The sequence below is a fragment of the Mucilaginibacter sp. genome (assembly GCF_039921305.1).
Lineage (GTDB): Bacteria > Bacteroidota > Bacteroidia > Sphingobacteriales > Sphingobacteriaceae > Mucilaginibacter.
Genome location: NZ_JBDSCA010000043.1, coordinates 98628 through 110976, shown reverse-complemented (window position 1 = coordinate 110976; position 12349 = coordinate 98628). Strand labels below are relative to the sequence as shown.

Annotated in this window: 13 protein-coding genes; 7 read left to right on the top strand and 6 right to left on the bottom strand. The window is 43.7% G+C overall.

Annotated elements, in window-relative coordinates; translation table 11 throughout:
* Positions 1-32 precede the first annotated feature (32 nt).
* The 3 genes from ABIN91_RS12795 to gltX all read right to left on the bottom strand — a co-directional run bounded on the left by ABIN91_RS12795 (position 33) and on the right by gltX (position 4163).
* Entirely contained in the window at positions 33-890 is an 858-nt protein-coding gene (locus ABIN91_RS12795; RefSeq protein WP_348051503.1) for an N-acetylmuramoyl-L-alanine amidase, read from the bottom strand.
* 448 nt (positions 891-1338) lie between these two features.
* Positions 1339-2202: a neutral zinc metallopeptidase gene (locus tag ABIN91_RS12790; RefSeq protein ID WP_348051502.1), complete on the bottom strand. Its 864-nt coding sequence runs from the start codon at positions 2200-2202 to the stop codon at positions 1339-1341.
* 440 nt (positions 2203-2642) lie between these two features.
* Complete coding sequence (gene gltX, locus ABIN91_RS12785) at positions 2643-4163, bottom strand: glutamate--tRNA ligase (protein ID WP_348051501.1); 1521 nt, start codon at positions 4161-4163, stop codon at positions 2643-2645.
* A 203-nt stretch (positions 4164-4366) separates the two neighbouring features.
* Here gltX and ABIN91_RS12780 point away from each other — a divergent pair, with 203 nt between their 5' ends.
* Genes ABIN91_RS12780 through ABIN91_RS12770 form a run of 3 tightly spaced genes read left to right on the top strand, consistent with a single transcriptional unit; the run spans position 4367 to position 6502 of the window.
* Positions 4367-5572 (top strand): HAMP domain-containing sensor histidine kinase, encoded by a 1206-nt coding sequence (locus ABIN91_RS12780; protein ID WP_348051720.1) that lies wholly within the window; start codon positions 4367-4369, stop codon positions 5570-5572.
* Positions 5565-6077, top strand: a complete 513-nt coding sequence (locus ABIN91_RS12775) for a DinB family protein (protein WP_348051500.1) — start codon at positions 5565-5567, stop codon at positions 6075-6077. The genes ABIN91_RS12780 and ABIN91_RS12775 overlap by 8 nt, the downstream gene beginning before the upstream one ends.
* Entirely contained in the window at positions 6074-6502 is a 429-nt protein-coding gene (locus ABIN91_RS12770; RefSeq protein ID WP_348051499.1) for a hotdog fold thioesterase, read from the top strand. Before ABIN91_RS12775 ends, ABIN91_RS12770 begins: the two co-directional genes overlap by 4 nt.
* A 90-nt stretch (positions 6503-6592) precedes the next feature.
* On the opposite strand, the gene ABIN91_RS12765 is transcribed toward ABIN91_RS12770, so the two are convergent.
* Positions 6593-6946: a DUF6249 domain-containing protein gene (locus ABIN91_RS12765; RefSeq protein ID WP_348051498.1), complete on the bottom strand. Its 354-nt coding sequence runs from the start codon at positions 6944-6946 to the stop codon at positions 6593-6595.
* A gap of 493 nt (positions 6947-7439) precedes the next feature.
* On the opposite strand from ABIN91_RS12765, the gene ABIN91_RS12760 reads away from it, so the two are divergent.
* The 4 genes from ABIN91_RS12760 (at position 7440) to ABIN91_RS12745 (ending at position 10170) form a co-directional block, all read left to right on the top strand.
* Positions 7440-8021 carry a sigma-70 family RNA polymerase sigma factor gene (locus ABIN91_RS12760; protein ID WP_348051497.1) on the top strand — a complete coding sequence of 194 codons (582 nt, stop codon included), beginning with the start codon at positions 7440-7442 and terminating at the stop codon, positions 8019-8021.
* The gene (locus tag ABIN91_RS12755; protein WP_348051496.1) at positions 8018-8527 is read left to right on the top strand and encodes a hypothetical protein; all 510 of its coding nucleotides are present in this window, start codon (positions 8018-8020) and stop codon (positions 8525-8527) included. The genes ABIN91_RS12760 and ABIN91_RS12755 overlap by 4 nt, the downstream gene beginning before the upstream one ends.
* 308 nt (positions 8528-8835) lie before the next feature.
* A complete protein-coding gene (locus tag ABIN91_RS12750; protein WP_348051495.1) occupies positions 8836-9678 on the top strand; it encodes a DUF2911 domain-containing protein in 843 nt (280 codons plus the stop codon).
* Between the two features lie 201 nt (positions 9679-9879).
* Complete coding sequence (locus tag ABIN91_RS12745) at positions 9880-10170, top strand: hypothetical protein (protein WP_348051494.1); 291 nt, start codon at positions 9880-9882, stop codon at positions 10168-10170.
* Here ABIN91_RS12745 and ABIN91_RS12740 read toward each other — a convergent pair.
* Positions 10162-11877 carry a sodium:solute symporter gene (locus ABIN91_RS12740; protein WP_348051493.1) on the bottom strand — a complete coding sequence of 572 codons (1716 nt, stop codon included), beginning with the start codon at positions 11875-11877 and terminating at the stop codon, positions 10162-10164. The two genes, ABIN91_RS12745 and ABIN91_RS12740, sit on opposite strands and share 9 nt — an antisense overlap.
* A 108-nt stretch (positions 11878-11985) precedes the next feature.
* The gene (locus ABIN91_RS12735) at positions 11986-12189 is read right to left on the bottom strand and encodes a hypothetical protein (RefSeq protein WP_348051492.1); all 204 of its coding nucleotides are present in this window, start codon (positions 12187-12189) and stop codon (positions 11986-11988) included.
* Positions 12190-12349 lie beyond the last annotated feature (160 nt).

Below are 12349 nucleotides of genomic sequence, written 5' to 3'. Positions count from 1 at the left end.
AGCGGAAACTATGCAAGATCATCACCATACAATCAATACTTCTGATAAACATTATACAGAATATTCAAATCCAATTGCGTCATTTTCCCTTTTACGTCAGTCTGCACAAAATGCCGCTTAAACGCCACAATAGCGCTATTTAAATCGCTAACATCATAACCAATCAACCGCAAGGCGGTAACATAATCAAAATTATCGGGTGCTACTTCCAGCACATCATCGCTCCAGTAACTAAAGCCATGAGCGGCCATTTTCTTCCACGGAAAATAGGGGCCTGGGTCTGGTTTCCGCCTCGGTGCAAAATCCTCGTGCCCAATAAAGTTGGCTGTAGGTATCCCGTAAGCACTCTTTAAGCGGCTCAATAAAGCAATCAGGCTGTTCACCTGCGCGTCAGTATAAGGCTCATCGCCGTTGTTGTCAATCTCTATCCCTATCGAGCAACTGTTCATATCGGTAACACTGCCCCATTTGCCTATACCGGCATGGTTGGCTCTAAAGTAGTCATTCACCATGTGTACTACCTTGCCGCTTTTAGCTACTACGTAATGCGCGCTGGTACCCGTGTGTTTCACGGTAAAAGTACGAAGCGTTTGCCCCAGCGAATCCTGAGCTGTAAAATGAATGATCACATAATTAGGCTTGCGGATGCCAAAATTCACCGTACCCACCCAGTCCGACGGTACTTCCATACCGCTGCTATCCTTCAGCATAGCCGGCTGCTGTAACTGAACAACCTTAGCAAACGAATCTGCCTGATGCTTATAATATTTGTTAGTAACCGCGTACCGCCCCTTAGGCGAACAAGCCGCCATCAGCAGCATAATAACTCCAATAACAAAATATGCCTGCCTGTCGGCAGACAGGGGTATATATTTATGGGTGTTTTTCAAAGCGCAATATCTAAGTGTGAAAAGGTGAAAGTACAAAATAACCGCAATAATCAAAGTAACAAAATCAATGCATTCACCGGCAGTTCAAGGGGGAATAAGGGGGTGTTTTTTCTTCCAACCCGTCATTCCTAATTTATTTCGGAATCCCAAGGTCAATGTCTACATCAGAAACAGGGGGGATAAAGTAGGTTTTTTCCCATGTCTTGATTCCTGACTCTTGTCTCTTGATTCTCTCAAGGGGGATAAAGTAGGTATTTAAAGAAAAATAAACCAATCCCAACGCTGGCGCGTGCGTCCCGCTCGTGACTACTATTTCAAGGCCTCTGGCCTCTTCCACATTGCAGCACATGGGTAAATATGGGTATTTAAAAGAACTATAAAAAGGTGGTTTCAACATCGAGATCAGCGAAACCCACTCCCATAAAGATACGGAAAAATCAGCGAATATTTACAACTCCGAACTCCCAAACGTATCCCCTTCCTTTAAATCTCCCGTATCAAAGCCCTTCTTAAACCAGTAAGCCCGCTGGGCCGAGGTTCCATGCGTAAAACTATCCGGCGAAACATGGCCCGTGGCCTGTTTTTGCAGGCGGTCGTCGCCAATGGCATGGGCGGCGATGAGTATCGAGTCAATATCGCTGCGTTCAATCACAATACCTTTGCCTTTGGTTTGCTCATAATGCGCCCAAACCCCGGCATAAAAATCGGCCTGCAATTCCAGTTTGACCGATAGTTTATTGTATTCCGTACGGCTCATCTGGCTACGGGCGTTATCCATCTTAGCCGAAACCCCTAACAGGTTTTGTACATGGTGACCAATCTCGTGCGCTATCACATAAGCTTCGGCCGCTAAACCCGGGGCGTGAAAACGTTGCTGCATTTCACTAAAAAAGGCCGTATCCAAATACACCTTACTATCAGCCGGGCAATAAAACGGACCGGTTGCCGAACTGGCATACCCACAACCCGCCTCAACACCCTCGCTATATAAAAACAATTTAGGCTTTACATAAGTTCGCCCCTCAGCACGAAAGAGGCTATCCCAAACATCCTCGGTACCAGCCAGCACCACCCGCACAAAACGGGTTTGCATACTTTTTGGCCCGGTAGAGCTGCTGGTTTGCTGCTCATAACCATCACCACCCCGCTGACCGATCCCGATCTGCTGCGGATCGTTCCCGGTGAACAAATAAAACAAAAGCCCTATCACCCCCAAAATACCCCCACCACCAAATATCAACCCGCGGCCACCGCCGCCGCTCCCGTTACCATCCTCAACATTATCACTCTCGCGTCCGCCAAACCATTTCATAATATCCCGTTTAAATCCAAAATATTAACCAGAAGAATTGGTGATTGTTTGACAAATAAATAGTCAAAAATATAATTTACTTACAGCGAACGCAAAAGCATGTGATCACCCTGCAAACCAATCTAATTTAAAACGAAGATATTGTTCTTCTCCCGTCAGCAAAGGGAGCTTCGGCCAAAAGCGGGCAGAACGTGTAAGCCTGTGCGGCAGGAAGGGCCTTTCAGATTTTACAGAAGCCAAGGCCTTGTGCGCATTACGGGGTAAAAGCTGGGCAGCCCGTGAGTTCTGCCCGCTTGTGCGGCATGGCCTGTGTGCAAAGAAGCCTTTTTGCTGACTTGACTTTTGGTTCTTTGTGTCAAGACAAAGAACATATAAGCGATAAGTAAAGTGCAGACCTATCTCATGAAAAAGATTTTTCCTATCGTCAAAATGACAACCGATTAAGCAGTAAACACCTCCAAAGCAACCCCAATCCTCTCAACCGTCTCCTCTTTACCCAATAAAGCAGCAATATCAAACACATGCGGGCCAAACTTGCCACCCACCAGCATAATGCGGAAAGGCAGCATCACATCACCAATTTTTAAACCCTTTTCTTCAACCAGGTATTTAAAAATTACTTCCAATTGCACAGGTTCCCAAACTTCGGCGCTGCTTAGTTTCAAAATCAGTTCGTTAAAAAAATCAGTCTTGGCATCAGTCCATTTCGGCTGAACCGATGGCAGGTCATATTCCGCAGGGATCTCAAAAAAGTACCCTGCCTGCTGCCTAAAATCAGCCAGCAAAACGCAGCGGTCTTTAACTGCCTCAATAACTTTAACCAAATAAGCATCATCAGTAACCTCAACCCCACGTATCTCCAACTCATGCTTAACTTGTGGCTCAAGGCTTGTAGCTTGCAGCTTTTTAATCCACTCGGCGTTATACCATTTGGCTTTTTCAAAATCAAACTTAGCACCAGCTTTACTCACCCGCTCAATCGAAAAACTGTCAATCAGTTCATCCAAAGTGAATATTTCTTTGTCGGTACCGTCATTCCAGCCCAGCATCGCCAACAGGTTCAAAAACGCTTCAGGCAAAAACCCTAACTCACGGAAACCTGGCGTTAATTCCTGCGTCTTCGGGTCAAGCCAGTTCATGGCATATACCGGGAAACCTAAACGCGCGCCATCGCGCTTGCTTAGTTTACCATGCCCGTCAGGCTTTAATATCAAAGGCAAATGCGCCCATTCCGGCATATTGGCTTCCCAGCCTAAATAACGCCACAATAGCAAATGTATAGGTGCGCTTGGCAACCATTCCTCGCCCCTAAAGGCGTGGGTTATTTTCATCAAATAATCGTCAACTACAACAGCTAAATGGTAGGTCGGCATACCATCGGCTTTCAGCAAAACCTTATCATCAACCAAATTGGTTTCAAAGCTTACGTGGCCGCGTATCATATCATTAAAATGCACACTCTCATCAGTCGGCATTTTAATGCGGATCACATGCGGAACGCCTTTATCCAACAAATGTTCAACCTCACCTGTAGTTAACGCCAAAGAGTTATTTAAACCATCACGGTAAACCTGCCCGTACTGAAAGTTGGGTATCTCTTTACGCTTTTGCTCCAGCTCTTCCGTAGTATCAAAAGCATAATAAGCATGGCCCTGCGCAACCAGGCGCTCGGCATATTCGCGGTAAATGGCTTTGCGCTCGCTTTGGCGGTAAGGCGCATAATGGCCGCCAACTTCGGGGCTTTCATCCGGCGTTAAGCCGCACCATTTTAAACAGTCTAAAATATATTTTTCGGCGCCATCAACGTAGCGGTTCTGGTCGGTATCCTCAATACGTAAAACAAAATCGCCGCCATGCTTTTTGGCAAACAGGTAATTGAACAATACGGTACGCACGCCACCAAGGTGTAAACCACCGGTTGGGCTGGGCGCAAAACGCACACGGACTTTTGAATTTGACATGCCGCAAAGGTAATATTTTTGATTCCGGATGTGGGATTTTCGATTTCGGATTTTTGAATCATTACCTTAAAGAAACATTTGCCCTGTTTTTACGTTAGAAAAGCAATCTGAAATCAAAAATTGACCACCTGTAAATCAAATAAATACCAAATCTGGAATCCAACATCCAAAATAATTTCACTTAATTTGGGTATCCGATGAAGATAAACCCATACGAAAACAAACGCCGCTGGAAATACCTGCTATTGGCCTTTGCCGTAGTTATAGCAAGCGGCTCGTTATTGTATACCAGTTTTTTGGTGCGTGGCATTGCCCGCAGCGAGCGTACCCGTGCCGAAGTTTGGGCCATGAGTATCCGTCAGCAATTTTATTCGGACGATAACGACTTTATCAAATTTGTGACCGATGTGCGCGATAGCCTGGTAGTGCCCGCCATTGTGGTTGATGAGATTGGCGATATCAAATTCGTTCGCGGTTTAGATACCAACCGCACTTACCTTCAGGATCCCGTAAATCAGGCCGGTAAAAAGAAAAAGAAGTTTGATCCAACTTACTTTCGTGCCCAGTTGGAATACATGAAGAGCCAGCACGAACCCATCAAGATCAATATCTTCAGTAACGAATATTGGCTCGTTTATTATCAGGATTCGGCCCTTTTAACGCAGTTAAAGGTGTTCCCCTACATTCAGCTAACCGTTATCGCTATATTTTTGCTTGTGGCCTATACGGCCTTCAACTCCTCCCGGAAATCCGAACAGAACCAGGTTTGGGTAGGTTTGGCTAAAGAAACGGCTCACCAGTTAGGGACGCCCATATCATCGCTCATGGCTTGGATAGAATTAATGAAAGATAAGTTTAGTGCCGAGGATGATCCGCTTATCGCCGAAATGGAAAACGATGTAAAGCGACTGGAAATAGTTGCCGATAGGTTCTCTAAAATAGGTTCCAAGCCCATACTCGATGTCCATTTTGTTTACGATGTGATCACCGAATATGTCAATTATTTTAAGGTTCGCGTAAGCAATAAAATAAGTTTTGAGGTAAAAGGCGATCAAAGCTTAAAGGCAGGTATTAACGTGCCGCTGTTTGATTGGGTGCTCGAAAACTTAATGAAGAACGCCATCAACGCCATTGATAACACAGGCAATATCACGCTCGAAATATCATTAACAGCCAAAAAACAAATTGCTATTGATGTGACAGACACGGGCAAGGGTATCCCTAAATCAAAGTTTTTAACCGTGTTCCAACCGGGTTATACAACCCGTAAACGTGGCTGGGGCCTGGGCCTATCGCTAACCAAGCGTATGGTAGAGAGTTACCACGATGGGCGCATTTACGTTAAAGATTCCGAACTGGGTAAAGGCACCACATTCCGCATCATTTTAAATAACCGAACCAATGGCTAAACCACAACCGGGAGATTACGTTCCCTATCACCAAATTTATATAGGTAAAGTTGGCGATGGCAATATTGTAGATATCCTGCAAAGTCAGCAGCAAAGCACCTACGAGTTTTTGAAAAGCATTCCGGCAGATAAGGCTCAGTACGCTTACGCCGATGGCAAGTGGACGGTTAAGCAATGCATAGGACACATGACGGATACCGAACGTGTAATGGCCTACCGTGCCCTGCGTTTTGCCCGTAACGATAATACCGCGTTACCCGGCTTTGATCAGGATGATTATGTAGCCAACTCCCGCCACAACAATTTTGAACTGGCCGATCTGATAGAAGAGTTCCGCTTAACGCGAGAGGCCAATATGTATTTCTTCAAAAGCCTTAACGCCGAAGAGAAGCAACGCTTTGGTTTAGCCAGCGGCAACCGGGTAACCGTAAACGCCCTGCTCTATATCATAGCCGGTCACGAATTACACCATATCCAAATTTTTAAAGAACGCTACGGCTTATGAAAAGATTATGGTTCGGCGAAGCCGATGTAAAAACGATAAACGATCGTCCAAAGAATCACATTGGTGCCTTATTGGGGATTGAGTTTACCGAAATTGGGGATGATTATATTAAAGCCACCATGCCGGTAGATGAGCGCACCCATCAACCCGTGGGTATTTTGCACGGCGGCGCCTCTGTAGTATTGGCCGAAACCCTTGGCAGCGTAGCATCATGGCTAATTATTGATCCGGATAAATATATGGCTGTTGGTTTGGATGTGAATGCTAATCACCTGCGCCCGGTACAATCGGGTTTGGTAACAGGTATTTGCACTCCCATTAACATTGGCGGTAAAATTCACGTGTGGGATATCAAAATTTACGACGACCGCGGCAAAATGACCTGCATCAGCAGGTTAACGGTGGCGATTATACCGAAGGTTTAGTTGCGGGAGTTTCCTGTTGCGGGTTGTCAGTAATTAAATTCACAATGCCTAACACTCAACTCACAACAGGCAACTCGCAACTAATCTTCCTTAATCTATCGTATTCTTTTTTTCTATTAAATAAGATACAAACAAGCCCAATCCGCCAAATAGCATAATGAGCGAAAAATAAGTGGCCGGGTTATCTCCCTTGTTTAGGCCGGATAATAAGGTTTGATCTAAAACATTGGCTAAAAACAAGCCAAAGCCGGAGCCAATTAAAAGTAAAGCCCATTTCAAATATCTAAAAGGACTTTTAGCCGGCCTGCCCAAACGTGGGTCCATACCGCGCTCTATCATCGCCATGGTTTCGCGTTTGTATAAGTAAAATATGCTAAACACTAAAGCAAAAAAGCCTAGTCCAAGTATAATTGCGCACAGTATTCCTAAGTTTCCAGTATCCATGATATTGTTTTTAATGTTATGTTTTCTAATTAATTCCGTTGTATTTGTAAGCTATGACTACATGGTTTTCAGACAGGTTACACCCCGTTACAGAAAAAACAAAATATATTATTAAACCCAATTCCGCGTTAGGGATAGAAGCGGATACCGGCCCGTGGCTAAGGCCCGTGCAGTATGAGCGTATAGCCCGGCCGAAGGCAACGCCCCAATATTACATAACAAATATTCAACAAAGAACCCAATCCACACATTAATATACCCATTTTACCACCCTAAACTAAGCCCAATTAAAATCCACTCTTCTACTATCAATAAATACATTATAATAAACTTCACACCTTATACACAACAATAAGCACAACACGCCCAATAATTAAACGATCTAGCCCTACCCACAATAATCTAATAAGCACTACACTCAATAACTAAATAAACTATATTTACATATACACTGTAACCTCATCAACACAACCCGCGTCATAAACGATAATTGATGCAATCAAAGCTTACAGATATCGAATTGATAAACCAGTCGTTGGCAGGTAACCAGGCCGCATATGCCGATCTGGTTAAACGGCACCAGCGTTTTGTGTTCACTTTGGCCATGCGTTTTTCTAAAAGCCGCGAAGACGCCGAAGAGATCACGCAGGATTGCTTTGTGAAAGCCTACCGTTCACTGGCGCAGTTTCAGGGCGGGTCAAAGTTCAGTACCTGGCTGTATAGCATTGTGTATACCACCGCCATGACGTTTTTGCGAAAAAAGCGATTGAACACCACATCAATTGATAACGAGGACACCTATATTCAACTGGAAAATACCTCGTCGGGATTAGAGAACAATTTAGCCGAGAACAGATCCCGGTCGTTTTACGTGAACCAGGCCATTGATCAATTACTGCCCGATGACGCGGCTATTATAACGATGTTCTATAAAGGCGAGCAATCTCTCGAAGAAATAGCCCAGGCCATGAACATGGAAGCCAATACCGTTAAGGTAAAACTATTTAGAGCGCGCCAGCGTTTGAAAGATAAGCTGGAGCAAAATTTGAAACACGAAGCACGCGAACTGATATGAATGCGATAGAAGAAAAACTCTGGAACTATATTGATGGCACTTGCAGCCCCGAAGAGCAGCAAGCCATCAGTATTTTAATTGATACCGACGAGGTGTACAAACAAAAGTACACCGAACTGCTACAGCTTAACGCCGACTTTGGAGCGATGGAGCTGGATGAACCATCAATGGCGTTTACTTACAACGTAATGGAAACCATCCGTACAGAAAATGCTTTAAAGCCATTAAAAGCCAAGGTTGATACCCGCATCATTTGGGGAATAGGCGGCTTTTTTGTGCTCACCATTACCGCGTTACTGGTATTTGTACTGGCAAGTATTAACTGGCAGCAAACCGGGCATGCATCCACATTTGAACTGCCCAAAGTTGATTTGAACATACCAAAGGTTCAGGATTTGTTTAATGGCAACATTATGCGCGGTTTTGTTCTGTTCGACCTGGTATTGGCATTGTTTGTATTGGATACATTTTTGCGCAAAAAACTAAACAGTAAACAAACACAATAATACACTGTATGGCAAACGCGACAGCGTGTACAGACTGTACGTGCTTATAAGGACGGATTTTTAACCGGATACTGTCATAAATAACCATCAATAATTTTTTTTAGACCGATAATTAATTTTTGGTACAGAAATTGTATAAGTTATAGTGAATCGGTAAAATTACCGGTTTAATTGTGATAAGGTTTAGGTTGAAAGTCTCCCGACGCAAGGTTGGGAGGCTTTTTATTTTTATAGGAGTTTTGTAATCTTCTGAGGCTTACTTTAATTCTCCCCATATTTCCCTAATTTCGTCTAAACCAAAAACTCAAATGAAAACATTAGCATACCTATTCTTATCCGCAATTATATTTTGCGGCAGCTTAACCGTTAATGCGCAGGGCTTAAAAACTCCCGCCGCAAGTTCTGGCCAAACCATTATTCAGGATCTGGGCTTAGGCAAAGTTACCGTAGTTTACTCCCGCCCAAATTCAAAAGGCCGTAAAATGTTGGGCGGACAAGAACCTTTCGGACAGGTTTGGCGCACAGGTGCAAACTCGGCAACAACCATCACCTTTACCGATGATGTAACCATAGAAGGTAACAAAGTACCTGCCGGCACCTACGGCTTGTTCAGTATCCCCGATCCAAAAGAGTGGACCATCATCCTCAGCAAAACCAGCAAAACATGGGGTGCCTACACTTACAAACAGGAAGACGATTTTTTACGTTTCAAAGTTAAGGCCATAGCCTTAAAAGAGCCGGTTGAAACCTTCACCATCCAATTCGCCAACGTTTTCCCAACCAGTGCCGATCTGCATTTGATGTGGGAAAAAACAGCTTTCGCATTTAACATCAAAACCGACGTTGATGCCCGCGTAATGGCCAGCATTGACGAAGCCATGAAAGGCGAAAAGAAACCATACTTCGCGGCAGCACAATACTATTACAACAACGATAAAGATTTGGCTAAAGCTTTAGAGTGGATCAGCGAAGTTGAAAAAACCAACGCCAAATCGCCCGCAATCAAAGTTTGGAAAGCCCGCATCTTATTAAAGAAGGGTGATAAAGCCGCTGCCTTAGCTACCGCCAAAGAAGGTGTTGCCTTAGCACAAGCCGCCAAAGATGGCGAGTATGAGCGTTTGAATGCTGCTGTTGTAGCACAAGCGAAGTAGACATGGCTAAATATTTATATATTTTGGGGGGGGATTATTTTTGTTTGCCTATTAGGTACTTGTATATATTTTGTTGGTGGGGTAAGTGCTACTTACCCGCCAATTATAACTTACGAGTACAACGGGAACAGGGAGCAATTTGAAGATGCTCTTAAGAACTATGATAAAGCTAATTCCAATATTAGATATAAACACATCGATGTGGTAGGTGATAGCAAAGATGGGTTTGCTTATGACTTTAGCATTAAAGATTCAATCACAAACGATAGTGCCAGTATCCGGTATGAAGAGGGTTACAAATCCGATTTAAAAAAGGTTAAAATTTCGGTTATCGGTATCTTCAATACAAAAACTTATAAGGGCGGTTATGGAATAAAGGCTGATGGTATGAAAGAGCTTCTAAGTAATTTTGATAAATACTTTATAATGCCATTGAAGCAACAGCCAAACGTAAAGCTTACGCTGATGCCAAAAGAGTTTTCGCTATATTAAACTACTTTTAGTAATTGAGGCTCCCTTCTCCCTCTTAAGCATCTGCACCACTAAAGCTATCCCAATCACCAAAACACACCCAATCGCGTTAAGCCATAAATAGGCAACTGCATTATAATAGCCCAAAATACAAATGATGATCTCGGTAATCACAGCCGCTATAAACACTGCCTGCCCCTTAACCTGTTTCACATAAAAGGCGACTACAAATACGCCGAGGATGGTTCCATAAATGTATGAGCCTAACTGGTTCACCGCTTCTAATAAATTACCCAGGTGACTGGCATATAAAGCCATTCCTAAACAAACCAAGCCCCACAATACGGTTGCACCGCGCGATGCAAGCATGTAGGTTTTATCGCTGCCGTTGGGGTTTATCATTCGTTTATAAATATCCACCACCGTGGTTGAGGCCAGCGAGTTCAGCGCGCTTGCCGTTGATCCCATCGAAGCCAAAAATATGATCGCGATAAGTAAGCCTATCAAACCCTTAGGCAAATAATGAGTAACGAATGTGAGGAATACATAATTGGTATCATTGGGGTCACTCTTCGGGTCGCTTTTTTTCATCAAAGCTATGGCGCTTTCGCGGATAGTTCCTGCTTGCTTATCGGCAGCTTTTAATTCGCTTTGCGCGGAATCTATCCTAACCTGATCTTTTGAATCTAATGCCGCAACTAAGCTTTCGGCTTTAACCTTTTTCTGACTAAAGGCCACGCTGTATTTCTGTTCTATTGTGTCGTACTGTTTAGCGTATTGGCTTTGTTTGATCTGTTCAACCTGATTATTGTTAAAAAATACCGGTGGCTGGTTAAACTGGTAAAAAACGAATACCAAAACCCCTATCAGCAATATTAAAAACTGCATGGGTATCTTAACCAATCCGTTCATAATTAAACCTAACCTGCTTTGGCCGATAGAACTTCCGGTAAGGTAACGCCCCACCTGGCTTTGATCGGTTCCGAAATACGATAACTGCAAAAAGAAACCACCAATAACACCGCTCCAAATATTGTAGCGGTTGTTTACATCAAACTTCCAGTCAATCACATTCATGCGGCCCAGTTTGCCGGCCAGTTTTAGGGTGTGTACAAAGCCTGTTCCTTGTGGCAGCAGATTAAACACCATAACCCCCGCCACAAACAAGCCGCCGAATATGATACTCATTTGCAGCATTTGAGTATAAGATACCGCCTTGGTGCCACCATAAACGGTATAGCAAATCACTATCCCACCAATAAAAAGCGTAGTGTAAGTAATGTTGATATGCAGTATAGCAGATAGGATGATAGACGGCGCGTAAATAGTAATGCCGGTTGATAGCCCGCGTTGTATCAGGAAAAGGAATGCCGTTAAGGCGCGTGTTTTCAAATCAAAACGCTGCTCTAAATACTCGTAAGCGGTAAATACTTTAAGCTTGTGAAATATAGGCACAAAGGTGATACAAAGCACAATCATGGCCAGCGGCAGCCCAAAATAGAACTGCACAAAACGCATCCCATCGCTGTAAGCCTGGCCCGGTGCCGATAAAAAAGTGATAGCGCTGGCTTGCGTAGCCATAACCGAAAGCCCAACGGTATACCAGGGCATTGATTGATCGCCAAGAAGATAGGTGTTGATGTTTTTGCTGCCCCGGCTTTTCCAGGTGCCATATATTACTATGGTGAGGATGGTGGCGGCAAGAACGATCCAGTCGAGAAGGCTCATCTAAAAATTATGGTGATGAGCCAAAATACAAAAATTAACAGAACCAGCCATGTAATAACAATGCCATAAAACTGGTTCCAGTTACGGATGAATGGAGGCAGATCGGGATCAGCCCTTCTCACTGCTTTTAGACACAACGTTGGCAAAAAATGCCGCGGTTAATAAACCTAAAACACCGCCAATAGGTACCCATATGAACGATTTGTCGATAACGAAACCAGTGATCAGTCCGAAAACTAAACCGATAACATAATACAGGTAATCGTATTTTTTAGCTTCCTCTTCTTGCTTGTGCGAATGTTGATGACTCATAGCTTTTTATATGTGGAGCAAAAATAGTGATTAATTGATGTTTAGCAATTAATTAATCAAATATGTTTATGATTAACCATAAATGGCACTAAGGGAATGCGTAGAGAGAAAAAAAGCCTTATAACGCACCAACTGTGTTCTCTTTAATAAATAGGCCTGT

Coding starts and splice junctions, on each gene's coding strand:
- ABIN91_RS12790 (WP_348051502.1), bottom strand. CDS start 2,202: ATGAAATGGTTTGGCGGACGCGAGAGTGATAATGTTGAGGATGGTAAC.
- gltX (WP_348051501.1), bottom strand. CDS start 4,163: ATGTCAAATTCAAAAGTCCGTGTGCGTTTTGCGCCCAGCCCAACCGGT.
- ABIN91_RS12775 (WP_348051500.1), top strand. CDS start 5,565: ATGGCTAAACCACAACCGGGAGATTACGTTCCCTATCACCAAATTTAT.
- ABIN91_RS12770 (WP_348051499.1), top strand. CDS start 6,074: ATGAAAAGATTATGGTTCGGCGAAGCCGATGTAAAAACGATAAACGAT.
- ABIN91_RS12765 (WP_348051498.1), bottom strand. CDS start 6,946: ATGGATACTGGAAACTTAGGAATACTGTGCGCAATTATACTTGGACTA.
- ABIN91_RS12760 (WP_348051497.1), top strand. CDS start 7,440: ATGCAATCAAAGCTTACAGATATCGAATTGATAAACCAGTCGTTGGCA.
- ABIN91_RS12755 (WP_348051496.1), top strand. CDS start 8,018: ATGAATGCGATAGAAGAAAAACTCTGGAACTATATTGATGGCACTTGC.
- ABIN91_RS12750 (WP_348051495.1), top strand. CDS start 8,836: ATGAAAACATTAGCATACCTATTCTTATCCGCAATTATATTTTGCGGC.
- ABIN91_RS12740 (WP_348051493.1), bottom strand. CDS start 11,877: ATGAGCCTTCTCGACTGGATCGTTCTTGCCGCCACCATCCTCACCATA.
- ABIN91_RS12735 (WP_348051492.1), bottom strand. CDS start 12,189: ATGAGTCATCAACATTCGCACAAGCAAGAAGAGGAAGCTAAAAAATAC.